The organism is Empedobacter sp. UBA3239 (genome assembly GCF_002362875.1).
GTDB classification, from domain to species: domain Bacteria; phylum Bacteroidota; class Bacteroidia; order Flavobacteriales; family Weeksellaceae; genus Empedobacter; species Empedobacter falsenii_B.
Genome location: NZ_DEVJ01000015.1, coordinates 35,008 through 61,675, shown reverse-complemented (window position 1 = coordinate 61,675; position 26,668 = coordinate 35,008). Strand labels below are relative to the sequence as shown.

Below are 26,668 nucleotides of genomic sequence, written 5' to 3'. Positions count from 1 at the left end.
CTAAATGCACTACGGGTTATATTAATAAAGCATGTGATTACATAAAACCAAAAAATCCGAGCTATGAGCTCGGATTTTTTATGTGTGAATGTATAATTATTTGGCTTGTTTATCAATTTCGTTTTGAATGATTTGCCAATCATAGATTTGGAATGTTTTTCCATTGCTCATGGCAACAAAGAAACCTTTTGGGAATTTAGTTCCAAAATTGAAGTTTATCGCATCAGCTCCGTCACATTCGATAGTAGAAACTGGGATTTTAGCAATTAATTTGTGTTCATTTGGATTTGAAGCTTCACCTTGTCGTTTGTATACATTAAAATAATTTGCTTGTTGGTCTGAAATTAGGATATAGCCGTCTGTTGCATTGGTTTTATAAATTGCAATTCCTTCGTGGTCGCGTTTAAAATCTTTTTGCCCAAAGAATGCAATTTCTTCGTTTCCTTTTTCTGGATCGGCATAATATTTTCTAATTCCTGCTGTTTCGTCAGCATAATAAATAAAGCCTAATTCTTCATCAACTGCAATGGCTTCAATCTCTTTGTTACCCGAATAATTTCCAAATTTTCGCACTAAAGTTGCTTCTATTTTTCCGTTCTTGTTTTCTAATGCATATTGATGTAGGTATTCGCCACTTACACCGTCTTTACGACCAACGATTGCATAAAACTTGTTGTTTTTGCTTTTGTAAAGCGCAATTCCCATTGGGTCTCGTAATGTTTCGTCTTTGAAAACTTCGACTCCGCCATTGTCAATCAATTTAAAATCTGGAAGCGAAACAATTCTAATTTTATTGTTTGCACGTTCGGTAAGCACTGCAATGTCAATGTTTTTTCCATTCAGAGGAAAACCGTACATCACATCTACATTATTTGGACGATTAAGTGGAACGATTTGGTTTACGATTTTACCATTCAAATCATAGGCATATAAACCGCCTGTCTCTTCTTGTTTGTCTGTTCCAATAATAAGTGATTTTTCAGGATTCTGATAATTGATCCAAATTGCAGGATCATCAGTATCATTTGGTGTTTGCTGTGTTGTAACAGTTGGTTTTACTGCATTTGTAGGAATTGGAGCTAGTTTAGAGGATTCACAAGAAAATAGAATAGTGAAGAGTGATAATGTGATGAATATTTTTTTCATAATTGTTTAGAAATCAAATTTTAGACCTAAAGTAAAACGTGGTTGATAATATTCGAGTTGCATTGTTTGACTCGAAACTCCTTGGTAGTAACGTAAAGGTTGATTTGTTAAATTGTTTGCTTCTGCAAAAATTCGTAATTGATTCGAGAATTTATACGACGCATTTGCATCTAAAAATAATTGTTTGTCATAATAACTATCCTCGAAAGCATTTCCTCCAATTTCGTCTAAATAAGCGGCTGTATAATTAACCGAAATACGTGCAGAGAACTTTTTGTTCTCGAATGCTAACGAACCATTGAACATGTGTGGAGCTGTTTTAGGTAAATCAAGATCTTCTCTCAAATCACCATCTTCATTGGTAATTCCTTTGGCTTTCGAATCGGTGTATGTATAGTTAAGGTAAATTCCCAAATGTTTGAAAAATTCGCCTGGAATGAAATCTAATTGACGTTGAAAAGCTACTTCAAATCCAAAAACATTCACGTGATCTCCATTTCTAGCTTGTGTCATTTTCCAATTTTCTCCAGCAGGAACTGGGTTTGCTATGTCAGGAAAAAGCGTTTGGAAATCATTTGTTGTAAATGTATTGTTTTTGTACGTATAGATGAAATCGTTTAATTTTTTGTAGAAAAATCCTCCTGAAACAATTCCGATATTTTCGAAATAGTTTTCAGCCATCAAATCATAGTTCATGGCATAGGTCGCTTTCAGATTTGGGTTACCTGCAAAAAGTTCTGTATCTTCTTTCAAAACACTTACAAAAGGCGCTAAACTGTAATAATTTGGTCGTGCAATACTTGTTGTGAACGCAGCTCTTAGAATAAAATCATTTGTAAATTTATGTTTCAAAGAAAGACTTGGTAAAACATTGGTATAATCGTTTTTGTGCTTGATTTCTCCAATTAAATCTTCTTCATCTTGTACATAATTCCCTGTATAATCTATTGAAGTATTTTCGATACGAACACCTACGATCAAAGATGTTTTAGATGATAGATCTTGATCCCAACGAATGTATCCTGCCGAAATATATTCTTTCGCTTTATAGTTAGAGGCTAGATATTCAGAAGGTTCTAAGTTAGATTCGAATAGATTTGTATTGTTTAAATCTAAATTTCCTAATTGATGATTTGAATAGAAATATCCAGCTTGGTATTTTTTACCAGCATTGAAACGATTGCTTGACCAATTTACAGGATTTTGAGTACTCAAATTTCCCATTCCATCTATGCTTTCGTATGAATAGAAAATATTTTCGCGCTCTTTGTCTTTCAATCGAAGGCGACCACCAAAGCGTAAGCGTCCTTTCTGATTTGGAATAAGACTTAAGGGAACTCTGAAATTAAGCTTTGCACCAAATTCTGTTTCATCTGTATAATCGTGTTGTTCTGATAATGAACCAACTTTGAATTTGGTCAAATCTTCTGTAGAAGTTGTTGTTACATTTGGATATTTTGCATCAGATAAATCTTCATTAAAGGTAACACCTTTTGCACGATAATCGATGTAGCGCTCATTTGGTCTGTCTTCGCTCGCTTTTGAATAAGAAACAGCCCAATCCATATCGATTTTTGGAGATAATAAATGCTCTCCTCGTAACGATATATTGTAAACACGTTGATCTTCTAAACGTGCATTTTTATTGCGGTTATTATTAATTCCACCTTTTGTTTCGCGACGTATATTTCCTGTGTAAGTTCCTGTTTTTTCATCAAATTCTAAATCGCGATAAGTTACTCTATAACGATTTTCTCTGTCGTCACGCCAATTGTAAATAGCAGAAAGATCTATTCTATTGTTTTCATTAAACTGATAATCTGCTGAAAAAGATGCACTTCTTCTTACACGTTGAATGTCATATTTACGAATCTGAAATTGTGACAAATAGGTTTTATTTTCATCTTTGTCCCAAACAGCTTCGATATTATCTGAACCAAAATTTTGAACCTGATAACTTCCTGAAACAACTACACCTAATTTCTTGTTGAAGAATCTATTTCCATATAAAAAAGACGAATTGTACAAGCCTTTTTCGCGAATTGGTGCATAACCACCAGAAGCCGTTATAGAAATACGCTCTTTATTTGGAACAGCACGTGTAATCAGATTTACAGCTCCACCAATTGCGTCTGCATCCATATCTGGTGTCAAAGTTTTGTTCACTTCTATAGATGAAATCATTTCCGCAGGAATTAAATCCATTTGTACATTTCGGTTATCACCTTCGGCAGATGGAATGCGATCTCCATTTAACATGACCGAATTTAATTCGGGTGATAAACCTCTAATGATAATGTTTCTAGCTTCACCTTGATCGTTTTGCATTGTAACTCCAGTGACACGTTTTAACGCATCTCCGATGTTAGAATCGGGAAAACGACCAACTTGATCTGAAGAAATAATATTGGTAATATTTCCGTTATTTTTTTGTTGATTCAATGCTTTTGCTTGCCCTTTTAAATAATCTCCAACTATAACAACTTCATTTAGTTCGTTGTAACCTGCGTTTAGAGAAAAATCAATAACTGCTGTTTTATTTTCGGTAACTTCTATTTGTTTTGAGATGGTTTCGTATCCTAAATAATCAATATAAATGGTATAAATACCAGGTGTAAGATTTAGAAATTGATAATTACCATTTTGGTCAGATACAGTATATTTATTGGAATTCTCGATGCGAATTGTAGCTCCTGGTAACGAAAATTGATCGTTAGAATCTACAACTTTTCCTGAGATAACACCGCTTTGAGCCAAAACGAATGGACCTAGAATGAATAAGGAGAGTTTTAAAAGATGTTTCATTAGAAATTAATTTCGTCAAAAATACATTTGCTATATTTCCTAATTGTTAAATATTTATTAAGAAATATTTAACAATTATAAAATTACTTCAATGATTAGTATGTAATTTGATATTTAATCTAGCTTTTTACTAATTTTAGATGCGTAGTAATTGTTACTTTTGCATGAAATAAAACTTCTGATGTCGATTGCTGAATATTTAAAATTCAATCAAAAAATAAATTATAAAAACGAAATATTAGCCGGCTTAACTGTTGCTATGACAATGATTCCTGAATCGCTTTCGTTTGCAATTTTAGCTGGTTTATCACCTTTAATAGGTTTATATGGTGCATTTATCATGGGAATTGTAACGGCGGTTTTTGGAGGAAGACCAGCGATGGTTGCGGGTGGAGCAGGTGCTACCGTTATTACTTTAATCGCGTTGAATGCAACGTATGGTGAGCAATATATTTTTGCTGCGGTTGCTTTAGCAGGAGTTTTCCAGATAGTAATTGGTGTTTTCAAATTAGGAAGATTTGTTCGTTTAATTCCTCAACCTGTTATGTATGGCTTTCTAAATGGTTTGGCTGTTGTTATTTTTATGTCACAAATAGAACAATTCAAATCAACTACGAATGGAATAACGAGTTGGTTGAGTGGTACACCTTTTTATACGATGGCTGGATTGACGCTAATTACGGTTCTGATAGTTTATTTCTTTCCGAAATTAACGAAAATTATTCCAGCTTCTTTGGTTGCAATTCTTGTGACTTTTCTATTGGTAATTGGATTTCATATTGATACAAAGACTGTTGGTGATATTGCTAGTATAAAAGGAGAATTGCCAAGTTTTCATATTCCGAGTGTTCCGTTTACGTTAGAAACCTTGAAAATTATTTTGCCTTATTCGATTATTATGGGTTCGGTTGGGTTAATTGAAACTTTGCTAACGCTTACTTTGGTGGATGAGGTGACAGAAACAAAAGGTTCGTCGAATAAAGAATGTTTGGCGCAAGGTGCTGCAAATATTACAAATGGTTTTTTCGGTGGAATGGGAGGTTGTGCAATGATTGCTCAGACGTTTGTTAATTTAGATGCAGGTTCTCGTTCGAGATTAGGACCAGCAATTGGTGCAATTACAATCTTGATTATTATTCTAATTGGTGCTCCAGTGATTGAGAAAATTCCGATGGCAGCACTTGTTGGTGTAATGATGATGGTTGCGATTTCGACTTTTAAGTGGGGATTTTTTAAATTAATAACAAAAATGCCAAAATCGGATGTGTTTGTAAGTATTTTGGTGGCGATTATCACGATTGTGTTACATAACCTTGCTTTGGCTGTTTTTGTAGGTGTTATCGTTTCGGCTTTGGTTTTTGCTTGGGATAATGCTAAACGTATTCGAGCACGTAAATTTGTTGATGAAAATGGACGAAAAATATATGAGATTTATGGACCACTTTTCTTTGGTTCGACTTCTACTTTTTTAGAGAAATTTGAAATTAATTCTGATCCAAGAATAATTGTTATAGATTTGAAAGAGAGTAGAATAGTTGACATGAGTGCAATTGAATCTTTACATATTATTACATCTAAATATGCACAACAAGATAAAATTGTAATTTTGCGACATTTGAGTAAAGATTCTATTCGATTATTAGAAAATGCAAAAAGTGTTATTGAGGTAAATATTGAAGAAGATCCGACTTATAATGTGATGCCGAAATAAAAAAAGTCAGCTTTTTAGAAGCTGACTTTTTTTATAAATATCGTTCATTAATTACATTCATATGATGGATGGAATGACCAGCCATTACATAACCGATTTTCTCAACAGAATACTCTCGATTACCAACTTTTCCTATTTTGTTTAAAGTTTCATCATTAAAAGATTCAAACTGAAAGTAAGTTGCTTTCATCAAATTAGTCCATTCTTTTATTAATTCTTCGGGCTTTCTTTCATTTGCATTTGAAGTCAATACATAGGCGTTTTCATCGAAGAAATTTAATGTTTGTGAATCTTCTCTCGCAATATGTTGTGCACGATAGGAAAAAATACGTTCGCAATCTATACAATGTTGTATCATTTCTTTGATGGTCCATTTACCTTCTGCATAGGCATAATCCCATTTATCTAATTCTGTTACAATTATTAATGTTTTCTTGATGTCAGCAATACGTGTTTGTAAAGCATCTACAACTTCTATTCCATCGTAAATAGAAGTATAATTGTCGTGGTTTATTGTATTCATTTTTCAGTAATTTTTTACAATTTAAGGATAATTTGATGGAGTTATTTTAAGTATTTGTTAAAAATAAACCTTCATTTTTTTGAATTCATTTTTGATTTTAATAAAAAAATACGATTCTTTTAGAAATTTAAAATCTTGTATTTGATAAATTTATTTTCCTGAAAATCGTTGTTAAGTTTGAGTTGGAAAGTAATTTTAAAAACATAGAATATAAGCACATGATTTCTAACTTATCATACTCAAGTGGTGCATCACAATATCCTCTTTTAGGAGAAACAATTGGCGAAAATTTACGAAATACGGTTGCAAAATATCCGCAACAAGAGGCTTTGGTTTGCGTAGATCAAAATTATAGAGCGACGTATACAGAGTTTTATTCACAAACCGAACAAATAGCAAAATCATTGATTGCAATTGGTTTGCAAAAAGGAGATCGCGTAGGTATTTGGGCGCCAAATCGTGCAGAATGGACATTGTTACAATATGCAACGGCCCGTGTGGGAATGATTTTGGTTAATTTGAATCCTGCTTATCGTGAAAATGAACTCGAATTTGTATTAAATCAAGCTGAAATTTCTGCTGTTTTTGCTTCTTTAAGCTTCAAAACAAGTGAATATAAAGTGATGTTGAATAATGTAAAAGAGAATGCGAAATCACTAAAACATATCATTATTTTTGAAGAAAATTGGGATGATTTCTTGATTGAAGGAGAAGAAATTTCGACTTCAGAAGTGCATCAAATAGAGCAATCTGTTCAGTTTGATGATGCTGTAAATATTCAATATACATCTGGAACAACAGGCTTTCCAAAAGGAGTAACTTTAACGCATCATAATTTATTGAACAATGGTTTTTTTATTGGTGTTCGATTAAATTATACGCATCGTGATCGTGTTTGTATTCCTGTTCCATTTTATCATTGTTTCGGAATGGTAATTGGTAATATGGCGTGTACTTCGCATGGCGCTTGTATGGTAATTCCTTCGGATAGTTTTGATCCAGCAAAAACATTGAATGCAGTCGAAATGGAAAAATGTACATCACTTTATGGAGTTCCGACGATGTTTATTGCGGAATTAGAATTACCAAATTTTGATCGTTTCGATTTAACATCTTTGAGAACAGGTGTAATGGCTGGTTCGCCTTGTCCGATTGAAATTATGAAGAAAGTGCAAGCTAAAATGAATATGAAAGAAGTTTCGATTTGTTATGGGATGACAGAAACTTCGCCAGTTTCTACACAAACTATTATCGGAACACCTTTAGAAAAGCAAGTTTCGACGGTTGGAACAGTTCAAGATCATTTAGAAATTAAGATTATTGATCCGCAAACAGGAGATATTTTACCTCGTGGAATTGCTGGTGAATTTTGTACAAGAGGTTATTCCGTCATGCAAAAATATTGGAACAATCCGGAAGCGACATCACAAGTTATTGATGAGAATAATTGGTTGCATACTGGTGATTTAGCGACTATGGATGTTGATGGTTACATTAATATTACTGGACGCATTAAAGATATTATCATTAGAGGAGGAGAAAATATTTCTCCAAAAGAGATTGAAGATTTTTTGTACGAACATGAATCAATTTCTGATGTTCAAATTATTGGTGTTCCAAGTATCAAATACGGAGAAGAGGTAATGGCTTGGGTGAAAGTGAAAGATGGTATTACTATAACCGAAGACGAATTGAAGGCTTATTGTTTATCCATCGCTCATTTCAAACGTCCTAAATATTGGAAATTTGTACAAGAATTTCCAATGACTATTTCAGGAAAAATTCGAAAAATAGAAATGAGAGAAGTTTCTATTAAAGAATTAGGTTTAGAAAATGCACGAAAAGTTAAAACATCTTAAAAAAAGTATTAAAATCTATATCAAAAGTAGACTCAAAAATAATAATTTCAATTATCTTTGAGTCTATTTTAATTTTACAAAAATAAACGATCTAAACGATGTCAAATATCTTATTAATCGAAGATGAACAGGCAATCCGCAACGTTTTGAAAAGCATTTTAATGGATGAAAACCCAAAATGGAATGTGGATGAAGCTGAAAACGGAGCTGTTGGGCTTGAAAAAATAAAAGAAAAAGAATACGACTTAATTATAAGTGATATAAAAATGCCATTGAAAGATGGGATGGAAGTTTTATCGGAAGCGATGGAATATAATCCTGATTTAACAATGGTGATGATAACGGGGCACGGAGATGTTGATTTGGCTGTAGATGCGATCAAAAAAGGTGCGTACGATTTTATTTCAAAACCACCAGATCTTAATAAATTATTGACGACTGTTCGCAATGCTTTAGACCGTAAATCGTTAATCTCTTCGAACAAAGAATTGAAGAAAGAAAATAAAGCATTAAAGAAGAAAGTTGCGAAGAAATATGAAATGATTGGTGATGCTCCTGCAATTGCAGAAGTGAAACAAATCATAGATAAAGTGGCTGCTACAGACGCTCGTGTATTGATTCTTGGTCCAAATGGAACAGGAAAAGAGTTGGTTGCTCATCATTTGCACGAAAAAAGTGATCGTAATGTAAAACCTTTGGTTGAAGTAAACTGTGCGGCAATTCCAGCTGAATTAATCGAAAGTGAATTATTTGGTCACGTGAAAGGATCGTTTACTGGAGCCGTTAAAGACAAACAAGGTAAGTTTGAATTGGCTAACGAAGGAACAATTTTCTTAGACGAAATAGGGGATATGAGTCTTTCTGCTCAAGCAAAAGTTTTGCGCGCGCTACAAGAAGGAAAAGTTTCTCCAGTTGGTTCTGAGAAAGAAATTAATGTGAATGTTCGTGTGATTGCAGCAACAAATAAAGACTTACGAAAAGAGATTGAAGAAGGTCGTTTTCGAGAGGATTTATATCATCGTTTAGCGGTAATTATTATTAATGTTCCGGCGCTTAATGATCGTAAGGATGATATTCCTGCTTTGGTTGAACATTTTATTACAGATACGACAAGTCAAAAATCTTTTGATAATTCAGCTTATGAAGCTTTGAAAGAATTAGATTGGTCAGGAAATATTCGTGAGTTAAGAAATGTTGTTGAACGTTTATTGATTTTGGGCGACAATCCAATTTCGAGAAAAGATGTTGAACAATTCGTGAAAAAATAATTCATCTCAGATGAAAAAGATTTTCTTTTTGCTATTTATCGGTCAACTCTTTTTATTTTCATGTAAAAAGGATAATGTAGAAGTGGATAAAAGTTCGGATGGTTTGTCGCATGAAGATGTATTGTCTTTAGAGAAAAATTCTGTTTTTACGAGCGAAACGCTTATTTACAAAGGAGTTTTTGAAGGAAAATATTTTGGAGATAAAATCGTTTTGAAATTAGCAGATGACAAATTTACTGCTGAATACAAAGGTCAATCTTATAACGGAGAATTATTTAAAAAAGATGATGGATCGTTGATGGAGATTGATTCAAAAAAGAAAAAATTACCTTTTCAATTTTTACGTTGGTCGGACAATTCGGAGATTATGATTCTCAATGAAGATGGAATGGCTGATGATAATGGTAAAAATTATTTAACAAGAATTTCAGACAAATGAAAATAAAATTTACGTGGATTTTAAGTCTTATTGCAATTACTTTTTTAGTAAGTTGTAATTCTTCTTCAGCCAGTAAAAATGATGAATTAGGAAAACGTTTTTTCGAAAATTATTCATCTCGAAAAGATTACAAAAAAATGTTATCTTTTTACAATGATAGTTTGGTGTATGAAAATGTGGAACAATATTCGGGAGGTTCTACGGTAGATCCACGTTATTTATTGAATGATATTATTCGTTGGAGTGATCAAACGATGCAATATGAAAATAATAAATTATTGAAAGTAAATGAATTATTTTCTAACGATTCGATAATTATTGCAAACGGAGAATTTTCGCCTTATACCTATAATGGAATGAAGTTTCCGGCGATGAAATTCACGACATATTTGTATTTAGATCAAAATTCGAAAATCAAAAAACAAGTCGATTGGTTTAATTATCCAATTGAGGATATTATAGAGTTGTATCAATTGCAACAAGGTCAAGACAAAATAAAATTAGATAAACAATAGTTTTTAGTAAATCCAGTTAGAGTTTTTTAACTGGATTTTTTTATTTTTAGATATGATAAGAATTGCCGTAGAAAATGATATTCCTGAACTGAAAAGAATGATGATAAAATTGTTACAACATCATCAATAGTTTAATGCATTGTATCAAATAGATTTGACCTACAAACATGATATTGATGATTTTTTCAAGGGAGTTTTACAACAAGAAAACATAAAAGTATTTGTAGCCTAAATAGAAAGTCATTTAGCTGGATATATTATTTGTTCCAAACATCTTTGTCCGAAATACTTTGTGATTAAATCAAAAGGAAGAATAGATTCGTTGTATGTTGATGCAAATTATCGCAATCAAAACATCGCTTCTAAATTGGTTGAAGAAGCGATAAATTTCTTGAACGATCAAGCATATATTGAATTAGAATTTACAGCTGAGAATCAATTTGCAAAAGGTTTTTGGCTGAAAAATGGTTTTGAGATTTTGAATCATCAATGTATTTTGAAATTGAATTAATATCAAAAAAAAGCTCCAAAATAGGAGCCTTTAATTTATTGTTCAGAATTGAAATAGACTTTATAATAATACATTTTCTTTTCTTCGTCAAAACCACGTTCCAAATATTCTTCGGCTGCATCAGGATTTGTCAAATCTAATTTTATGTTAATCTTTGTATCTAATTTAATTTCACTTTTAATTTTCTTAGATTCTTTCATCAAAGTTGGAACTGAAACTTCGAAAGCTTCCACAAATTCAACACGATTATTTTCGCTATAATCTTTCTTATATTCTTTGAATTCATCAATAATTTCGAAAGGTTTCAAAACTTGATCTTCAAAAATTTCATTCGTTACAACTTCATTCGAATTCAGCACATTTATCGAATTTGAGATAAATTCTGCTTGTTGTTTTTTGTCTGTTTTATCCAAAAGAAAATCATTCGAGAAATCTGTAATCAACTCCATATATTTCTTCGTATGGTAATTGTTATCCTTAATCAAATCAATTTCCAAGAAATTTTTCTTCCAATATTCTGACTCCACATTTTTATCATCGATAGAGTAGACACGGAAACCTTCGTCACGATAAGCATCAAGAATAAGACAGGCTTTGTCGATTCCTTCTAGCTTATAACCTTTCCAAATGTTGTAATCTAAACCACGTGATTCGTCAAAACGCAAGAATTTCTTCTTATTCTCTAATTTATAAATTCCAATTCCACGACAAGGAATTCCGTCGAACATCATATTTTCGAAAAGTGCAATAAAAACTTCACCACTTTTGATCTGCGGATGCAATGATTTCTCGTATAAATGACTTAAAACTTCTTGCGAAAAATCGATAAAATCTATTTCTTCATCAAACATTTGTTTGCATTGATTGTACAAAACATTAAATTCTAATTTTTCTGTATAATGCGTGAAACGATTAATTTCGAGTGTTTTTTTGAATGGACTTAATAAGAAAGGAACCAATTGTTCTTCCTTAGATTCATCGTATTCTAGTGTTTTATCGGCAAAAATGTTAGCTTCTTCTCGAACTTTATGTCCAACTTTTTGTAAACTAATAAAGGCGATGTAAGCATTTTTAACGTCAATCATTTTATATAATTTCTTAAAAACAAAAGTAATCAATTCAGAAATCAATACAAACGATGTCAGGAATAAAAATATTTAACAAAATTGTCAAACAAAAATGTTAATGCAATTCATTGAATTTGAATGGATTATAAATTATTTTGATTATTATAACATTTTCTATGGTTTAAACTTATAATTATGGCACGGAAATAGTATTAGGAGAAATGTCTTAATTTATTAAAAAGTTAGGTGATGAAAAATATTAAATTTACACTTTTAGGAGTAGCTTTTACAGCCATGTTAGCTGTTGGTGTAAATGCTCAAGATAGAGGTCAAAGAGGTGGTGAGAGAAGTTCTTCTTCAAGAGAAGCAACTTCAAGAAGTAAAGGGAATGGACGCTCTGAAATGGCTAGAACAGAAAATAGAACTAGTCGTATTGAAGGAAATAGAACAGAAAGAATAGGTCGTGGAAATTCTACGAATGAATCTTGGAAAAATTCTACAAATAGAACTGAACGTGAAACGAGTACACGTATAGATAGAAATAATACAGCGATTGTAAGTAGTAGATCAAGTTCTAATAAAGATTGGAATAATAGTGGAAATAACAGAGAAAATAACCAAGGTAATCAAGGTAATAGATCTGAGAGTTTAAAAAACAGAGATTTCTACAACAATCCAGTTCGTATAAATTCTAGCTCATACAACAGAGGAAACCGACCAGTTTCTAATGTGAATGTAAGAAACTATAACAAGTATTCGTATAACAGTTATAACTTCTACGGAAACAATGGTATTTACTATCGTCCTTATAACAATGGATATGTGAGATATATGCCATATGTAGGATTTAGAATTAATATTTTACCAGTAGGTTATGTAACAATTAATATTGGTAATAGAAATCCATATTATTTCTACGAAGGTGTTTATTACAGCCCAAATAGAAATTATTATGAAGTAGTTCAAGCTCCACTAGGTGCTATCGTATATGCGTTACCAGCAGGATATGAAAGAGTAGATTATGGAGGAGAATATCTGTATGAATTTGGAGGTGTTTTGTACCAAAAAATTTACAATAGAGGAACAAGAGCTTATCAAGTAGTAGGTTATTTAGATTAGTATAGGTTTTAGTAGTTAAGTAAAAGCCCAAACAGATTGTCTGTTTGGGCTTTTTATTTGTAGCGAAGAGCAGAATCGAACTGCCGACCTCAGGGTTATGAATCCTGCGCTCTAACCATCTGAGCTACCTCGCCTAAATTTTAATTTTTGCAAAGGTAATTTTTTTTTGATTTTATAACAAAACTTATTTTGATTTTCTTTGGTAGATACAATTCATTTTATATCTTGCGACTTCAATAAAATAGAATTATGCCAAAAAAGAAATATCAAGTAGAATTTTCAATCAAGTCTTCACCGTCTTTGCTATATAACTATATTTCAAACCCTTCTGGTTTATCAGAATGGTTTGCAGATAACGTAAATTCTCGTGGAGAAAAATATACTTTTATTTGGGATGGACACGAAGAATCTGCATTTTTGATGAAATCTAAGCAAGATGGATACGTGCGCTTTCAATGGGAATATGATGAAGATACAAAATATTTCTTCGAATTAACAATTGTAGAAGACGATTTAACGAACGATGTATCATTAGTTATTACAGATTTTGCTGATGAAGACGAAGTAGAAGAATCAAAACAATTGTGGGAAAGTCAAATTGAAGATCTTAAAAAAATCTTAGGATCTGTTTAAAATCTATTATTTTGAAAATTAACTTAGGTGGCGTTATTGTCGAAAAAGCAAATGCAGAAATAGGAATTCAGAACAGAGCTTTTCGTAATGGTGATGCTGTAAAAGAAATTTTGCGATTTGTAAATGGTGAAATTATTGATTGGGAAGATCATTATTTCAATTTAATGGCTTCTATGCGTATTTACCGCATGAATATTCCGTTAGATTTTACACCAGAATTTTTTCAAGAACAAATCAATTTATTAGCAGAAGCAAATCAGACCAAATCAGGGAAAGTAGAATTTTTTGCGTTCAGAAATGATGAGGGCGATTATCTAAAAGCATCCATCAATTATTTGATTTCCATTGAAAATAGTGAAAATGATTGGGAGTTTTTACAAGCTGAAAACGAAATTGATGTTTACAAAGATTATGCAATCAATACTGCATTTTATTCACTTGTAAATACGTATCGTCCAGAAGAAAATATTGCAGAAATCTATCGTTTAGAGAATGATTATGCTGATATTATTTTGCTAAATGCAAACAAAAAAATGGCGCGTTCTTTACGAGGAAATATTTTTGTTGTGAATGGAGAAACGATTCGTACACCGAAAAAAGAAGAAGGTGTTATTACTAGTGTTTTGAGAAATAATTTCATTACAAAAATTAATAAAGCCGAAGAATTTAAAGTAGAAGAAGTCGAAATTTTTCCATTTGAAATTCAGAAGGCAGAAGAAGTTTTCATTTTGATTGATGGAATTGGAATTTTACCAATTACCAAAAATCGTAAAAAAGAATACACTTTAGACAAAACAAAATCGATTTTTAAATATTTATAATCGATTAATTCATAGAAGGATCAGCGGGGGTGTTTAGCCAAATTAAGTTCTCACCTCCAAGCTGTTTCATCAATTTTTTCCACAAATCAGCATCCCAACGCTCAAAAATATCAAAATCCAAATCCGTTACAGCCCACGAATTGTTGTTTAATTCATCTTTGATTTGCTTTGGTGCCCAACCACAATATCCAATAAAAAACTTGATTTCATCTTGACTAATCAAATTCTGATTTACTGCATCACGCACATCTTCATATACGCCAGACCAATATAAATTTTCAGTAATTTTTTCACTATTTCTGATTAAATCAGGTCGTTTGTGAATATAATAGATGTTTTCTTTATCGACAGGTCCACCTTCAAAAACAATAGATGCAGACTCCATTTCAGATACAAAAATACTAATCGGAATATGAGATGAATGATTAAGAATAAAACCAATACTTCCAGATTCTAAGTGTTCTGTAATTAAAATTACACTTCGCTGAAAAATATCGTTACTTAATGTTGGTTTTGCGACCAAAATAGCTCCTTTTTTTATACTTTTGATAGACATTTTTGTTTCGGTTTTGTTACGTGAAATCTTGACGAAATATACAATTAGCTGTTTAAAAATATAAAATAATCATTAATGAAACAAGATTTAAGTTATAAAAGAAAAGTTTACGAAAAACAGTCGATGAATTTTGATTCGTTAAGAGAAAATCCGATCGAACAATTTCGTGATTGGTTTCTGCAAGCTGAAGAATCGGATGGAGTGGATGAAGCAAATGCGATGTCTGTTGCAACGATTGGTGAAGATGGATTTCCGAGAACGCGCGTTGTTTTATTGAAAAGATATACGGACGAAGGTTTTATTTTTTATACGAATTACAACAGTCAGAAAGGAAAAGCTTTATTAGAAAACCCGAAAGTTTGTTTGTCATTTTTTTGGCCATTTCTCGAAAGACAGATTATTATAAAAGGTGTAGCTGAAAAAACTTCGGATAATAATTCGGATGGATATTTCGAAACACGTCCAAGAAGTAGCCAGTTAGGCGCTTGGATTTCGGCGCAAAGTTCTGTGATTGATGAGCACGAAGATTTGGCGGCAGAGGAATTGGAATTAGAAAAAAAATACGAAGGAAAAGAAATTCCTCGTCCAGCACATTGGGGAGGTTTCTTGATTCGCCCAACTGAGATAGAGTTTTGGCAAGGACGTCCAAGTCGTTTACACGATAGAGTTCGTTATGTTTTACAAGACGATTTTGATTGGAAAAAAGAGCGTTTAGCACCTTAAGATATAAAATAAAAGCCTCTAATTAAGAGGCTTTTGTTTTTGATGTATAGTCTAATAATGGTTCGTATTCTTTTAGGAAAGCAGCTTTTTTTTGAAACAATAAGTTATTTGAAACTTGATCTACAAAGTATAAATTTTCGATTAAATTTTCAAAAGCATTGTTGTTATAACCTGTAGAGTCAAAAAAGAAAATCCAATCTTCATCTATAAAATATTGTGCATTTTCAATTTCTCGAATAGTTATTTTTTCCTTTGCGATTTCACTTTGTAGAATATCTTTTGTTACATTTTTCAATTGCTCTATTTGATTATTCAAAACTGTTAAAGCTTCGATTCTTAGCTTTTCGTGAATAGGTTTTGTTGCAAAATTAATATGAGTTCTAATTTCATCTACCAATTGAATATTTGCTGATAAATCTGCTTCAACTTTGATGCAATCTTCTAACAAAATAGTTTTTTGTTCATCTAAATTAGATTTGAAAAAGATTTTGATATTGTCTAAATATTCTGAGAACTCAGCTTCTTTTTCCTTATTAATTTGCTCTAATTCTTCTTTAACTTTCAGTACATCTTGTTTTTTATTGTAAACAACATTGTTGTATTTGAATGGTTGCGGCTTTTTTTGACTAGTAAAAAAATCTAATTGAAGTAAATCAATTTGTAAAGCTAAATATTGTTTTGCAACTAAAATATTTTCATCCGAAAACAATTCATTCGTAGGAATATTTTGTTGTTTATTCGTTAAATCAACTTCTTTAATTCGATCAAAAGGTAAATCATAATTTGTAAAAAAATGATTGTAAACTTTAGGGTAATTGTATTTGTTATAAATGGTTTTAAACGTTTCAATAAATTCTGAATTATTTATTTCATTGACACGATATAAATTTAATTGAAAGAAAAAATTGAATGTAAATTCTTCTTCAAATTCATTATTTTTTTGAAGTAATGTAATTGCTTTTGGAGATTTATCTATTTTAGAATGATGATTTGTAGACGCTATATTTGCCAAACGTTTGTCCATTTCTGGATGTGTCGACCATAAATCTTCAAATTGTAGTAAAGAATGATTTTGATTAAATTCATTAATTCCAACAATAGCTAAATTATTTTCTAAAGAAAGTTCGTAATCATCGATATAAAAATCAACTAATTGATTCATGTTTTGATAAATATTAGTCGAAAACTTTTGATCATCTTGTAAATTTGTATAAAAATTAGCTAATTCTTGGTAAACAAATTGATACAATTCTATTCTCAATAATGGTTTGCTCATCGTCTCAATTCCCACAACATTTGTTGCAATTTGATCAGCATGAAATTCCATTTCTCGACTTAATTTTAGATAATTGAATTCTAATTTTTTGTGTATTATTTTCAAAATAGATTCAATCATTTTATTGTAAGCAACAGCGCCCATTGAAATAAAACCAACAATTCCATTAATTTGACCTAAATTATCAACATCAAATTTTAAGGTTTGATTACTGTATAAAATATCTTCCATAATTTTGGTCGCATTTCCAACATGGCTACCAATTGTCATTGATTTTTGAGAAAAATGCCCAAATTCGTGCGCAATAATTCCTTTTAACTCATTTTGAGAAATACCATGAAGCAAACCAACGCCAATAGATAAGTTTTTTCTTGTTGGAAAAACTAAACTTTGTAAATTGTTCGAATAGGAAACATATGCATTTACATCATCAATAATAAATACTTTTTTGGGATGTTTTGTGCCAACTTTATCTGCGGTTGCTTTTATTAATTTGAATAATTCTGGTTGATCTGTTTCAAAAATTTCAATTCCATTTGTAGCTGTTTTTTTGAAAATATTTAGAATAAATTTAATATTATAGTAAACGATTAAACCTCCTAAAGCCAACAGTCCCAAACCTAAAAAAATAGTAATCCACATTGGTTTAGCAATGACGATAGCGATTCCTCCACAAACGCAAATTATGAAAATGATGATGCTCAAAATTGTAGAAAAGAAGAGAGTAATCAAGAAAAGAGCAATCCATACTGCCGATTTTTTTTGCGCCTTTTTGTACGTTTCGGAAACGTTTATTTTAAAAGAATTCATAGTGTTAATTAAAGTTTCGAATATAAAAAAACCTGATGAAATTTCATCAGGTTTTTTCTATATCATTTTATTGTTGATTATTTATTAAACTCTTGTGCAGTTTTACGAATAATCGCTAAACATTCGTGTAATTGTTCTTCGTTCATCACTAAAGGAGGAGCGAAACGAATGATGTTTCCGTGTGTAGGTTTGGCTAATAATCCGTTGTCTTTCATTGCAACACAGAAATTCCATGCTGTTTCAGATTCTGGTGTATCGTTGATTAAAATTGCATTTAATAAACCTTTTCCACGAACTGATTTGAATAACGGAAATTCTTCAGCCATTTTCGTAATTTCTGCTCTAAAAATTTGTCCTAATTTTTCAGAATTTTCAGCTAATTTTTCGTCCAAAACAACTTGCAAAGCTTCTGTAGCAACAGCCGCAGCTAATGGATTACCTCCATAAGTAGAACCGTGTTGTCCTGGTTTGATGACATTCATTATTTCATCATTTGCTAAAACTGCAGATACTGGATAAGCTCCACCTGAAACGGCTTTACCTAAGATTAAAACATCAGCATCAATATTTTCGTGATCGATAGCTAACATTTTTCCAGTACGTGCGATTCCTGTTTGAATTTCGTCCGCGATAAATAAAACATTATGTTGTTTACATAATTCTTCACAAGCTTTCAAATATCCTTCAGAAGGTACATTAACACCAGCTTCTCCTTGAATTGGTTCTACTAAGAATGCACAAATTTTATCTGCTTTTTCTTCTAAAATTTGTTTTAAAGCTTCAACATCATTGTATTCTACAGCTTCGAAACCACTTGTGTAAGGATTGAAATTTTTACGTGCATCTTCATCATTCGAGAAAGAAATAATAGTAGTTGTACGACCATGGAAATTGTCTTTACATACTACAATAATCGCTTCACCAGTTGGAATTCCTTTCTTTTCGTAACCCCATTTACGAGCAATTTTTAGCGCTGTTTCTACAGCTTCAGCACCCGTATTCATTGGCAATACTTTATCGAAACCGAATAATTCTGTGATAAAATTTTCGTATTTTCCTAATTCCGCATTATAAAAAGCACGAGAAGTTAACGTTAATTTTTCGGCTTGATCTTTCAACGCTTTAATAATTCTAGGATGACAATGACCTTGATTAACAGCTGAATAAGCTGATAAAAAGTCGAAATATTTTTTTCCATCAACATCCCAAACGTAAACACCTTCACCTTTTTCCAATACAACTGGAAGTGGATGATAGTTATGCGCTCCGTATTTTTCTTCTAATGCAATTAATTCTGCTGATTTTTCCATGTAATAATTTGTTTTTGTTTGTTCGTAATATTTTATAAAAAAACCGACAAATAATGGTCGGTTCTATTTCGTTTCTAAATTTTTCTCAATTAATTGAATATCTTTTCCAAAGAATTTTTTTGCCACTTTTATAATATTATCTGTATTGTCAGAAATATAAAATGTATAGTTTGCAACAGTATCTTTAGCAGCCAATTTTCCTTCTTTTGCCAATTGATAAATTACTTGATTCACGACAATTAAAGGTGAATTTACGATATCAACTTTTCCTTCAAATACTTGATTGATTTCTTTTTCCAGATGTGTATAATGCGTACATCCTAAAATAATCGAATCAATTCCTTCTAATTTTTTGTTCAACAAATACGTTTCTAAAACTGCTTTAGAAATCGTAGAATTTGTAAAACCCTCTTCGATAACAGGTACTAAGAGCGGAGTAGCCATTTCAATAACCGTAATATGTTTATTTCGACGACGAATTGCTTTCTTGTACGCGCCTGAATTTACAGTTGCTTTTGTTGCAATAACACCTATCTTTTCTCTTAATTCGAACGAAACTTTCTCCGCAACAGGCGAAATAACATCGATAACAGGAATATCTTTTCCTGCAGCGTCTCTAATTTCTTTCAACGAATTAGCGGTTGCAGAATTACATGCAACTAAAATCGCTTTACAATTATTGTTTATTAAAAAATTAGTAATGTCTACCGAAAATTGTGTAATCGCTTCTTTCGATTTTTCTCCATAAGGCAAATTTTGAGTATCGCCAAAATAGATCAAACTTTCGTTTGGTAGCAGACGTTTTATTTCTTTTGCAAACGTCAAACCGCCAACTCCAGAGTCGAAAACACCAATTGGTCTGTTATCATTCATATCGCAAATTTAACAAATTAATTGATGTAAAATAATCTAGAAGCAATTCCGTCTGCGAAAAATTTTGCTTCGGGTTTCAAAATAATTTTATTTTCTTTCTTTTCGACTAAATTTTCGTTGATTAATTGATTGAGTTCTTCATGAAAAGAATTAACTAAAGGTTGAGAAAATTCTGAATTAATTCGATTTAAATCTATTCCATAAATTGTTCTCAATCCTATCATTATCATTTCATTAAATTTTTCTACTTCATTTAAAACTTCAATTTCTTGAGGTAGATTATTTTCGTTGATAGCTTGTATGTATTTAGAATTATTTGCAATGTTCCAAGCACGAGTTTTTCCGTTATAAGAATGTGCAGAAGGTCCAATTCCTAAATAATGAATTCCTTTCCAATAATTAGAATTGTGCAAAGAAAAATAGTCTTCTTTTCCGAAATTGGAGATTTCATATTGAATAAAATCATTCGAAGTTAAAGTGTCAACTAAAAGTTGAAATTGTTCGTTTTGACGATCTTCATCAACCGGTTTTGTGATTCCTTTTTTGATTTGATGATCTAAAATTGTTTTTTCTTCGACTGTTAATGCATAAGAAGAAATATGTGGAACATTCAGCTCAATTGCTTTTTGCAAATTTTGCTTCCACATTTCGTTGGTTGTGGTCGTAGAACCATAAATCAAATCAATAGTGATATTTTCGAAACCAAAATCTTGCGCCAATTTTATCGAAGTTTCAGCTTCTTGTACATTATGTGCGCGATTCATTAATTTCAAATCTTCTTCAAAAAATGATTGAACACCAATCGAAAAACGATTAATCGGAGTTGATTTTAAGAAATTAAGTTTTTCTTTATTCAAATCATCAGGATTCGCTTCGAGTGTAATTTCCTTTAAATTTTTGGTCGAATAATTTTTATAAATCGTTTCGAAAATACTTTCTAATTCAATTTCGGATAGGATAGAAGGTGTTCCTCCTCCAAAATAAATTGTTTCTAAAGGTGTTGAAATTTCATCTTTTCTGATCTCAAGTTCTTTATTAATTGCTTGAATTAAATTTGATTTATGTTGAAGATTTGTCGAAAAATGAAAGTCGCAATAGCTGCATTTTTGTTTACAAAACGGGATATGAATATAAATTCCTGCCAAAATATTATGATTTGAAGCAAAATTATAATGAAATTATAGGCTAAAAAAATTGTTATAAAAAAAAACTAAAAATTAATATTGGTTTTGTAAATAAATCTTATATCTTTATCAACGAAAATAAAATACTATGAATAAAGGAACTGTAAAATTCTTTAATGAAGAAAAAGGATACGGATTTATTAAAGATGACGAATCAGGAAAAGAGTACTTCGTACACGTTTCTGGTTTAACAGACAAAGTAGCTCAAAACGATAAAGTATCTTTTGACTTAGAACAAGGAAAAAAAGGCATCAACGCCGTTAATGTGAAAGTAATCTAATTAATATATTATCTCAACATATTTCTTGTAAGCGACCTATTTAGGTCGCTTTTTTTATTTTTTGATTTCGTCGCTATTTTGATAAAACTCTGCATCATGTAGTAATTCATTCACGAAATGATACAATCTTCCTAGCTGATATTTTGCTAAATAATGACCATATAAACTAGCTAAATAGGTTCCTAAAGCCATAAATAATGCTATAGGAATACTCCAAATCCATACACTATTTCCTTGTACAATATATTCAGAAAACGCATAAGAGCCTAAGGTGATAAAAATGGCTCCGCTTAAACCATACAAAAATGCGAAAAATGTCCAAACATTAGAAGGTGGACCAATAATTCCTCTTACAACCAAATAGTCAGGATGATCAACGTCATCTTCAATTCTGATTTGTAGTTGCGGATGCCAATATTTATCCTTGTCTTTGCGGACACGAATCATCGCAACTTCTTGATTGGCATAACCTCCGTATTCAGTAGAATTTGTTTCAAGGTGTTTTTTGATTAAATCAATAAATTCTTGTTTTGATAAATGCGTAAAAACCTTAAAACGTGGTCGGCTTAAAAGAGACTTAATTGGAACTTTTTGGTTCATATTCTATTACTTTCTTTAAATTTACAATAAATGTTTAGATTATGACAAAAATCATTTCTGATACTTATGAGAAAATTTATGAAATAGTTCGTCAAATTCCCGAAGGACGTGTTTCTACTTATGGATTGATTGCAAAATATATAGGTGGAAAATTTTCTGCGCGCGTGGTTGGTTATGCGATGAATCATGCACATAATCGAGAAGATGTCCCTGCTCATCGTGTTGTAAACAGAAATGGTTTGTTAACTGGAAAACATCACTTTAATCCTTCGAGTTTGATGCAACAATTATTAGAAAATGAAGGTGTGGAGATTATAAATGATAAAGTGGTTAATTTTAAAGAAATTGTATGGAATCCGAACGAATCTCATTAAAATCTGTAACAAAATTTACTTTCTTCTTACTAATTTTACAAATCAAATGATATAGAAAATGGAATTTTTATTGCAAGCTCAAGGCTTAACAAGAAAATATAAAGATAAAATTGCGCTCAATAATTTTAGTATCAATATTCCACAAGGTTCTATTTATGGACTTTTGGGACCAAATGGTGCTGGAAAAACAACTTTTATTCGTATTGTCAACCAAATTACGGCGCCAGATAGTGGAACGATTTTGCTAAATGGTGAACCTTTGACAAAAAAATCAATCGGTCAAGTTGGTTATATGCCAGAAGAACGTGGTTTGTACAAGAATATGAAGGTTGGAGAACAGGCACTGTATTTTGCAAAACTGAAAGGTCTTTCTTCTGCGGAAGCTAAAAAACGTACCGAATATTGGTTCGAGAAACTTGATATGATGTCTTGGTGGAATAAGAAATTGAGCGAGTTGTCGAAAGGAATGGGACAAAAAGTTCAGTTTGTAATTACAGTTATTCACAACCCTTCTTTGCTCATTTTCGATGAACCTTTTAGTGGTTTTGATCCTGTAAATGCGCAAATTATTGCGAATGAAATTCTTGAATTAAGAGACAAAGGAACGACAATTATTTTCTCAACGCATCGTATGGAATCTGTGGAGGAAATGTGTGATCATGTGGCATTGATTAATCAATCGAATAAAGTATTAGATGGAACAATCGAAGAAGTTAGAAATCAATTTAAGACAGGGAAATTTTCGATTCAATTGAATGAAATTCCCGCTGATTCTCTTCAAAATTTAGCGAATGAATTTGAGATTTCGGAAGTTCGAAACGTTAATCAACGAACTGAATTTAATTTGTTGTACAATAAAGAAACACCAACCAATGTGATTTTAGATAAATTGATGCAAGTGGGGCAAGTTCATCAATTCAAAGAAATTATTCCTTCGATGAATGATGTGTTTTTGGAAGCCGTCAAACAAAGTTCAATTCCTAATCTTTAAGCTAATTTTCAAATGAAAAATATATTTTTAGTTGCACAACGCGAGTTCTTTTCTCAAGTAAAAAACAAAGCGTTTATTGTTATGACTTTTCTTTCGCCTTTGTTGATTGTTGGAGCAGGAGCGGTGATTTTCTTTTTGAGTTCTGCAAATAATTCCGAAGTGAAAAACATTGCAATTGTAGATGAAAGTACAGAGTTTGTAACCTCGTTTAAATCGACTAAACAAATGATGTTTAGTATTTACACGCCTCAAGAGTTGAAATCTATCAAAGATACTTTGAAAGGAAGCGAATATTTGAATGCGATTCTTCATATTCCGAAAAATACAGATGGAAATTATGAAAATATCGAGAAAAATACTGAATTAATCACAAATGGAAATCTTGGAATTACTGATCGTGAAAAACTTTCGAGAACGATTAGTGATAAAATAGTAAAAGAAAAACAGGCAAAATCTGGTATTGACAAAGCGGCTTTAGAAGCTTCTAAGGCACGTGTTAACCTGAATGTTTTTAACGTTACAGACGGAAAAGAAGATAAAGGAATGGAGTTGAAAATCGGATTATCGATGTTTTTAACTTACATTATTTTCATGTTTGTGATGATTTATGGTGTAAAAGTAATGCGTTCTGTGGTTGAAGAAAAAAATAATCGCGTTGTCGAAATTATCATTTCTTCTGTAAAACCTTTCGAATTAATGATGGGTAAAATCTTAGGAACGACAATGGTTGCAGTCACGCAATTTGCAATATGGATTGGAATGACAATGGGGTTATTGATTTTATTTCCAACAATTGCTGCTTCAAGAATGGATATGTCGCAACAAATGATGAATCAAGCACAATTAGCCGAGACTAATCCAGATATGATGCAAAAAGTAACAGAAATTAGCGAAGTATTGTTAACGTTTAATTATCCGTTAATCATTTTTGCTTTTATTTCTTATTTTATCTTAGGATATTTGTTCTACAGCTCTGTTTTCGCGGCAATTGGTTCTGCGGTTGACAATGATACAGATACGCAACAATTTACATATTTTCCTTTAGTTCCGATGATGATTGGACTTTACGGAAGTATGACAACTTTCGAAAATCCTGATGGTCCAGTTGCTTTTTGGTTATCAATGATTCCATTGACTTCTCCCATCTCAATGATTACTCGAATTCCGTTCGATGTTCCGATTTGGCAATTAGCTTTATCCTTATTTTTGCTGTTAATCAGTACAATATTTATGGTTTATATTGCTGGAAAAATCTATAGAATTGGGATTTTAATTTATGGTAAAAAACCAACTGTGAAAGAAATGGTGAAATGGATTTCTTACAAAAACTAATTTCACACAATTTATAAAACCAAAAAAAGAGTTTGATTTATCAAGCTCTTTTTTGATGATAGATATTCGATTTATTTTGTAATCAACGTAAATGTTTTATTCATAATAGAATCCACCTTAAAGGTTAATTTATCTGCACCTTTTGCATTTAAATGATCTGAATTTTTGAAATCTTTTTTACTGAAACTTTTATTATTGATAAAGTAATCGATGAAAATGACATTATCATATTTCGATAAGCGATTAATATTATTTTTTAAGTTGAAATATTGAGGTGTTTTTATAACATAATTTTTATACAAATTAGTTGTAGGAGTAGCCAATAGAACAACTTTTATATCATTTGATTTTGCTTGTTTTATAATTTGTTCTAAATCATGATAATTTGTTTTTATAATACGTTGTATTTGATTTGAATTCAAATTTGCACGATGTCTTTCAAACGTTTTTTTAGCATAAATACTATCATTCCAACTTGGTTCGTATCGTTTTTTTATATATCCATTAGTATCTATTGTCAAATTATTTTTATCCTCAATCCAATAATCTTTTATTCGATTATAATTAACTTCAATGGGTTCTGAAAAAATTTCGTAATTAAGATTTAAGTCATTATTATTTATATCAACATTCCAATAAATTGAATAATATTTTAACTTTTTTTGATTAAAATCATTCAATTGTTTTGTAAACGAAAAATACGAAATGGGAATAATAATGGTTTTTAAATTGGGTAAATATTTTCGATTTTGTTCAAAAATTTTATAATCTAAATCTAGTGATTGAGCAGAATTTGCAACATTAAAAGTTTTATTGGTAAATAATTTTGGATTGAGCCCTGTAAAAGTATGTGAACTTCCAAGAATCAAAGTTTCTATTTGTTTTCCATTTTCTTTTAAATAATCTGCTTTGTATTTGTAAGCATTCGGAATTTTTCGAAGCGTTTGTTCTATTCCAATTATTAGCATAATAACAACTATGAATAAAGGTATAATGAAGTGTAATAATTTTTTCATGAAGATCTAGAAATCTTGAAATTTCATTTTTTAGAATTGTACAAAAATAAAGTAATTCGTTATAATTTTTTGTCAATTTTTCAACTACTTTCTTATTTTAAACTTACTTTTGAGTTAAAATTCGATAACATGATAAATCCAAATGATAGACTATTGGTGATAAGTACGAGTACTATTCACGGTTATAGTTTTTTAGAATATATAAAAGATGAAATCAAAGAATTTATTAATTCTGATGAAATCATTTTTGTTCCCTATGCGCGTCCTTCGGGAATTTCGTACGATGATTATACGCAAAATGTAAAAGATGCTTTGCAAACGGTTGGAATTTCTGTAAAAGGTTTGCATACTTTCGAGAATAAAAAAGAAGCAATTTTACATGCGAAAGCGATTTTTATTGGAGGAGGAAATACATTTTTATTGCTAAAAACGTTATATGAACTTGGTTTGGTCGAAGAGTTGAGAAGTGCTGTACATAATGGAACGCCATATATTGGAACTAGCGCAGGAAGTAATTTGACAGGTTTAACAATTGGAACAACAAACGATATGCCGATCGTTTATCCACCAAGTTTTGATGCATTGCAATTTTTACCTTTTAATATTAATCCGCATTATTTGGATCCTGATCCTAATTCTACGCACAAAGGAGAAACAAGAGAAACACGTATCAATGAATTTCACAAGTTTAATCATCAAGTTGTAGTTGGATTGAGAGAAGGAAGTTGGCTTCGTGTAGAAAATGGAGTGGTGGAGTTGAAAGGAAAATTATCGGCCCGAATTTTTAGACAAAATGAACAACCAATTGAGATTGAATCTGGTATTTTAGAAGAAAAAGTTTATAGAATATAGAAAAACTCTTCACTTTTCAGTGAAGGGTTTTTTTGTTATATTTGATTGATTTAAAATTGAATAATGAAATATTT

26 protein-coding genes and 1 tRNA gene are annotated in these 26,668 nt (G+C 31.2%); 15 read left to right on the top strand and 12 right to left on the bottom strand.

Annotated elements, in window-relative coordinates; all coding sequences use genetic code 11:
- Positions 1–96: 96 nt before the first annotated feature.
- Together B4G36_RS02565 and B4G36_RS02560 are read right to left on the bottom strand one after the other, a co-directional pair.
- The gene (locus B4G36_RS02565) at positions 97–1,146 is read right to left on the bottom strand and encodes a phytase (RefSeq protein WP_286494891.1); all 1,050 of its coding nucleotides are present in this window, start codon (positions 1,144–1,146) and stop codon (positions 97–99) included.
- A gap of 6 nt (positions 1,147–1,152) precedes the next feature.
- The gene (locus tag B4G36_RS02560; RefSeq protein WP_291061745.1) at positions 1,153–3,951 is read right to left on the bottom strand and encodes a TonB-dependent receptor; all 2,799 of its coding nucleotides are present in this window, start codon (positions 3,949–3,951) and stop codon (positions 1,153–1,155) included.
- A gap of 181 nt (positions 3,952–4,132) precedes the next feature.
- Here B4G36_RS02560 and B4G36_RS02555 point away from each other — a divergent pair, with 181 nt between their 5' ends.
- Entirely contained in the window at positions 4,133–5,662 is a 1,530-nt protein-coding gene (locus B4G36_RS02555; RefSeq protein ID WP_280035858.1) for a SulP family inorganic anion transporter, read from the top strand.
- Positions 5,663–5,693: 31 nt separating this feature from the next.
- On the opposite strand, the gene B4G36_RS02550 is transcribed toward B4G36_RS02555, so the two are convergent.
- Positions 5,694–6,185 (bottom strand): DinB family protein, encoded by a 492-nt coding sequence (locus tag B4G36_RS02550; protein WP_291061744.1) that lies wholly within the window; start codon positions 6,183–6,185, stop codon positions 5,694–5,696.
- A 218-nt stretch (positions 6,186–6,403) separates the two neighbouring features.
- Here B4G36_RS02550 and B4G36_RS02545 point away from each other — a divergent pair, with 218 nt between their 5' ends.
- The 5 genes from B4G36_RS02545 to B4G36_RS02525 all read left to right on the top strand — a co-directional run bounded on the left by B4G36_RS02545 (position 6,404) and on the right by B4G36_RS02525 (position 10,777).
- Positions 6,404–8,044 carry an AMP-binding protein gene (locus B4G36_RS02545; protein ID WP_291061742.1) on the top strand — a complete coding sequence of 547 codons (1,641 nt, stop codon included), beginning with the start codon at positions 6,404–6,406 and terminating at the stop codon, positions 8,042–8,044.
- A gap of 98 nt (positions 8,045–8,142) precedes the next feature.
- Positions 8,143–9,312 (top strand): sigma-54-dependent transcriptional regulator, encoded by a 1,170-nt coding sequence (locus B4G36_RS02540; protein WP_291061740.1) that lies wholly within the window; start codon positions 8,143–8,145, stop codon positions 9,310–9,312.
- 10 nt (positions 9,313–9,322) lie between these two features.
- On the top strand, positions 9,323–9,751 hold the full coding sequence (locus B4G36_RS02535; RefSeq protein ID WP_291061738.1) for a hypothetical protein: 429 nt from the start codon (positions 9,323–9,325) through the stop codon (positions 9,749–9,751).
- On the top strand, positions 9,748–10,266 hold the full coding sequence (locus B4G36_RS02530) for a hypothetical protein (RefSeq protein ID WP_291061737.1): 519 nt from the start codon (positions 9,748–9,750) through the stop codon (positions 10,264–10,266). The genes B4G36_RS02535 and B4G36_RS02530 overlap by 4 nt, the downstream gene beginning before the upstream one ends.
- A 232-nt stretch (positions 10,267–10,498) precedes the next feature.
- Positions 10,499–10,777: a GNAT family N-acetyltransferase gene (locus tag B4G36_RS02525; protein WP_291061748.1), complete on the top strand. Its 279-nt coding sequence runs from the start codon at positions 10,499–10,501 to the stop codon at positions 10,775–10,777.
- 35 nt (positions 10,778–10,812) lie between these two features.
- On the opposite strand, the gene B4G36_RS02520 is transcribed toward B4G36_RS02525, so the two are convergent.
- Positions 10,813–11,862, bottom strand: coding sequence for a nucleoid-associated protein (locus B4G36_RS02520; RefSeq protein ID WP_038330727.1), 1,050 nt, complete (start codon positions 11,860–11,862; stop codon positions 10,813–10,815).
- 231 nt (positions 11,863–12,093) lie between these two features.
- Here B4G36_RS02520 and B4G36_RS02515 point away from each other — a divergent pair, with 231 nt between their 5' ends.
- Complete coding sequence (locus B4G36_RS02515) at positions 12,094–12,963, top strand: DUF6515 family protein (protein WP_291061735.1); 870 nt, start codon at positions 12,094–12,096, stop codon at positions 12,961–12,963.
- Positions 12,964–13,023: 60 nt separating this feature from the next.
- On the opposite strand, the gene B4G36_RS02510 is transcribed toward B4G36_RS02515, so the two are convergent.
- Positions 13,024–13,097 (bottom strand) — tRNA-Met (locus B4G36_RS02510).
- Between the two features lie 115 nt (positions 13,098–13,212).
- Between B4G36_RS02510 and B4G36_RS02505 the strand changes: the two genes are divergently transcribed.
- Both B4G36_RS02505 and B4G36_RS02500 read left to right on the top strand, forming a co-directional pair.
- Positions 13,213–13,596 carry an START-like domain-containing protein gene (locus tag B4G36_RS02505; RefSeq protein WP_038330532.1) on the top strand — a complete coding sequence of 128 codons (384 nt, stop codon included), beginning with the start codon at positions 13,213–13,215 and terminating at the stop codon, positions 13,594–13,596.
- An 11-nt stretch (positions 13,597–13,607) separates the two neighbouring features.
- Positions 13,608–14,417, top strand: coding sequence for an aminotransferase class IV (locus B4G36_RS02500; protein ID WP_219033939.1), 810 nt, complete (start codon positions 13,608–13,610; stop codon positions 14,415–14,417).
- A 4-nt stretch (positions 14,418–14,421) separates the two neighbouring features.
- On the opposite strand, the gene B4G36_RS02495 is transcribed toward B4G36_RS02500, so the two are convergent.
- Positions 14,422–14,973 carry a YqgE/AlgH family protein gene (locus B4G36_RS02495; RefSeq protein WP_219033938.1) on the bottom strand — a complete coding sequence of 184 codons (552 nt, stop codon included), beginning with the start codon at positions 14,971–14,973 and terminating at the stop codon, positions 14,422–14,424.
- A 75-nt stretch (positions 14,974–15,048) separates the two neighbouring features.
- On the opposite strand from B4G36_RS02495, the gene pdxH reads away from it, so the two are divergent.
- Complete coding sequence (pdxH, locus tag B4G36_RS02490; protein ID WP_115000403.1) at positions 15,049–15,696, top strand: pyridoxamine 5'-phosphate oxidase; 648 nt, start codon at positions 15,049–15,051, stop codon at positions 15,694–15,696.
- A 22-nt stretch (positions 15,697–15,718) separates the two neighbouring features.
- Here the strand turns inward: pdxH and B4G36_RS02485 are convergent, their stop codons facing one another.
- The 4 genes from B4G36_RS02485 to hemW form a co-directional block, all read right to left on the bottom strand.
- The gene (locus B4G36_RS02485; protein ID WP_291061731.1) at positions 15,719–17,782 is read right to left on the bottom strand and encodes a M48 family metalloprotease; all 2,064 of its coding nucleotides are present in this window, start codon (positions 17,780–17,782) and stop codon (positions 15,719–15,721) included.
- Between the two features lie 77 nt (positions 17,783–17,859).
- Positions 17,860–19,092, bottom strand: a complete 1,233-nt coding sequence (rocD, locus tag B4G36_RS02480) for an ornithine--oxo-acid transaminase (RefSeq protein WP_291061729.1) — start codon at positions 19,090–19,092, stop codon at positions 17,860–17,862.
- 63 nt (positions 19,093–19,155) lie between these two features.
- Positions 19,156–19,965, bottom strand: a complete 810-nt coding sequence (gene murI, locus B4G36_RS02475; RefSeq protein ID WP_291061727.1) for a glutamate racemase — start codon at positions 19,963–19,965, stop codon at positions 19,156–19,158.
- A 17-nt stretch (positions 19,966–19,982) separates the two neighbouring features.
- Positions 19,983–21,110 (bottom strand): radical SAM family heme chaperone HemW, encoded by a 1,128-nt coding sequence (gene hemW, locus B4G36_RS02470; RefSeq protein WP_291061725.1) that lies wholly within the window; start codon positions 21,108–21,110, stop codon positions 19,983–19,985.
- 127 nt (positions 21,111–21,237) lie between these two features.
- On the opposite strand from hemW, the gene B4G36_RS02465 reads away from it, so the two are divergent.
- Positions 21,238–21,429, top strand: a complete 192-nt coding sequence (locus B4G36_RS02465) for a cold-shock protein (RefSeq protein WP_038330556.1) — start codon at positions 21,238–21,240, stop codon at positions 21,427–21,429.
- Between the two features lie 54 nt (positions 21,430–21,483).
- Here B4G36_RS02465 and B4G36_RS02460 read toward each other — a convergent pair whose 3' ends face one another.
- Entirely contained in the window at positions 21,484–22,029 is a 546-nt protein-coding gene (locus B4G36_RS02460) for a hypothetical protein (RefSeq protein ID WP_291061723.1), read from the bottom strand.
- 41 nt (positions 22,030–22,070) lie between these two features.
- Here B4G36_RS02460 and B4G36_RS02455 point away from each other — a divergent pair, with 41 nt between their 5' ends.
- The 3 genes from B4G36_RS02455 to B4G36_RS02445 are packed head-to-tail and all read left to right on the top strand — an operon-like array spanning position 22,071 to position 24,726.
- Entirely contained in the window at positions 22,071–22,403 is a 333-nt protein-coding gene (locus B4G36_RS02455; protein ID WP_291061721.1) for an MGMT family protein, read from the top strand.
- Between the two features lie 58 nt (positions 22,404–22,461).
- Entirely contained in the window at positions 22,462–23,394 is a 933-nt protein-coding gene (locus tag B4G36_RS02450; protein WP_291061719.1) for an ABC transporter ATP-binding protein, read from the top strand.
- Between the two features lie 12 nt (positions 23,395–23,406).
- On the top strand, positions 23,407–24,726 hold the full coding sequence (locus B4G36_RS02445; RefSeq protein WP_291061717.1) for an ABC transporter permease: 1,320 nt from the start codon (positions 23,407–23,409) through the stop codon (positions 24,724–24,726).
- A 71-nt stretch (positions 24,727–24,797) separates the two neighbouring features.
- Here B4G36_RS02445 and B4G36_RS02440 read toward each other — a convergent pair whose 3' ends face one another.
- Positions 24,798–25,694: a hypothetical protein gene (locus tag B4G36_RS02440; protein ID WP_291061715.1), complete on the bottom strand. Its 897-nt coding sequence runs from the start codon at positions 25,692–25,694 to the stop codon at positions 24,798–24,800.
- A 177-nt stretch (positions 25,695–25,871) separates the two neighbouring features.
- Here B4G36_RS02440 and pepE point away from each other — a divergent pair, with 177 nt between their 5' ends.
- Complete coding sequence (gene pepE, locus B4G36_RS02435) at positions 25,872–26,594, top strand: dipeptidase PepE (protein ID WP_291061713.1); 723 nt, start codon at positions 25,872–25,874, stop codon at positions 26,592–26,594.
- The last annotated feature ends 74 nt before the right edge of the window (positions 26,595–26,668 follow it).

What these genes read in the sequence shown, in the direction of transcription:
- pepE (WP_291061713.1), top strand. Translation starts at nt 25,872, where the DNA reads ATGATAAATCCAAATGATAGACTATTGGTGATAAGTACGAGTACTATT.
- B4G36_RS02540 (WP_291061740.1), top strand. Translation starts at nt 8,143, where the DNA reads ATGTCAAATATCTTATTAATCGAAGATGAACAGGCAATCCGCAACGTT.
- B4G36_RS02505 (WP_038330532.1), top strand. Translation starts at nt 13,213, where the DNA reads ATGCCAAAAAAGAAATATCAAGTAGAATTTTCAATCAAGTCTTCACCG.
- B4G36_RS02485 (WP_291061731.1), bottom strand. Translation starts at nt 17,782, where the DNA reads ATGAATTCTTTTAAAATAAACGTTTCCGAAACGTACAAAAAGGCGCAA.
- B4G36_RS02450 (WP_291061719.1), top strand. Translation starts at nt 22,462, where the DNA reads ATGGAATTTTTATTGCAAGCTCAAGGCTTAACAAGAAAATATAAAGAT.
- B4G36_RS02440 (WP_291061715.1), bottom strand. Translation starts at nt 25,694, where the DNA reads ATGCTAATAATTGGAATAGAACAAACGCTTCGAAAAATTCCGAATGCT.
- pdxH (WP_115000403.1), top strand. Translation starts at nt 15,049, where the DNA reads ATGAAACAAGATTTAAGTTATAAAAGAAAAGTTTACGAAAAACAGTCG.
- rocD (WP_291061729.1), bottom strand. Translation starts at nt 19,092, where the DNA reads ATGGAAAAATCAGCAGAATTAATTGCATTAGAAGAAAAATACGGAGCG.
- B4G36_RS02555 (WP_280035858.1), top strand. Translation starts at nt 4,133, where the DNA reads ATGTCGATTGCTGAATATTTAAAATTCAATCAAAAAATAAATTATAAA.
- B4G36_RS02530 (WP_291061737.1), top strand. Translation starts at nt 9,748, where the DNA reads ATGAAAATAAAATTTACGTGGATTTTAAGTCTTATTGCAATTACTTTT.
- B4G36_RS02455 (WP_291061721.1), top strand. Translation starts at nt 22,071, where the DNA reads ATGACAAAAATCATTTCTGATACTTATGAGAAAATTTATGAAATAGTT.
- B4G36_RS02560 (WP_291061745.1), bottom strand. Translation starts at nt 3,951, where the DNA reads ATGAAACATCTTTTAAAACTCTCCTTATTCATTCTAGGTCCATTCGTT.
- B4G36_RS02495 (WP_219033938.1), bottom strand. Translation starts at nt 14,973, where the DNA reads ATGTCTATCAAAAGTATAAAAAAAGGAGCTATTTTGGTCGCAAAACCA.
- B4G36_RS02550 (WP_291061744.1), bottom strand. Translation starts at nt 6,185, where the DNA reads ATGAATACAATAAACCACGACAATTATACTTCTATTTACGATGGAATA.
- B4G36_RS02535 (WP_291061738.1), top strand. Translation starts at nt 9,323, where the DNA reads ATGAAAAAGATTTTCTTTTTGCTATTTATCGGTCAACTCTTTTTATTT.
- B4G36_RS02565 (WP_286494891.1), bottom strand. Translation starts at nt 1,146, where the DNA reads ATGAAAAAAATATTCATCACATTATCACTCTTCACTATTCTATTTTCT.
- B4G36_RS02515 (WP_291061735.1), top strand. Translation starts at nt 12,094, where the DNA reads ATGAAAAATATTAAATTTACACTTTTAGGAGTAGCTTTTACAGCCATG.
- B4G36_RS02460 (WP_291061723.1), bottom strand. Translation starts at nt 22,029, where the DNA reads ATGAACCAAAAAGTTCCAATTAAGTCTCTTTTAAGCCGACCACGTTTT.
- B4G36_RS02445 (WP_291061717.1), top strand. Translation starts at nt 23,407, where the DNA reads ATGAAAAATATATTTTTAGTTGCACAACGCGAGTTCTTTTCTCAAGTA.
- B4G36_RS02465 (WP_038330556.1), top strand. Translation starts at nt 21,238, where the DNA reads ATGAATAAAGGAACTGTAAAATTCTTTAATGAAGAAAAAGGATACGGA.
- murI (WP_291061727.1), bottom strand. Translation starts at nt 19,965, where the DNA reads ATGAATGATAACAGACCAATTGGTGTTTTCGACTCTGGAGTTGGCGGT.
- B4G36_RS02520 (WP_038330727.1), bottom strand. Translation starts at nt 11,862, where the DNA reads ATGATTGACGTTAAAAATGCTTACATCGCCTTTATTAGTTTACAAAAA.
- B4G36_RS02545 (WP_291061742.1), top strand. Translation starts at nt 6,404, where the DNA reads ATGATTTCTAACTTATCATACTCAAGTGGTGCATCACAATATCCTCTT.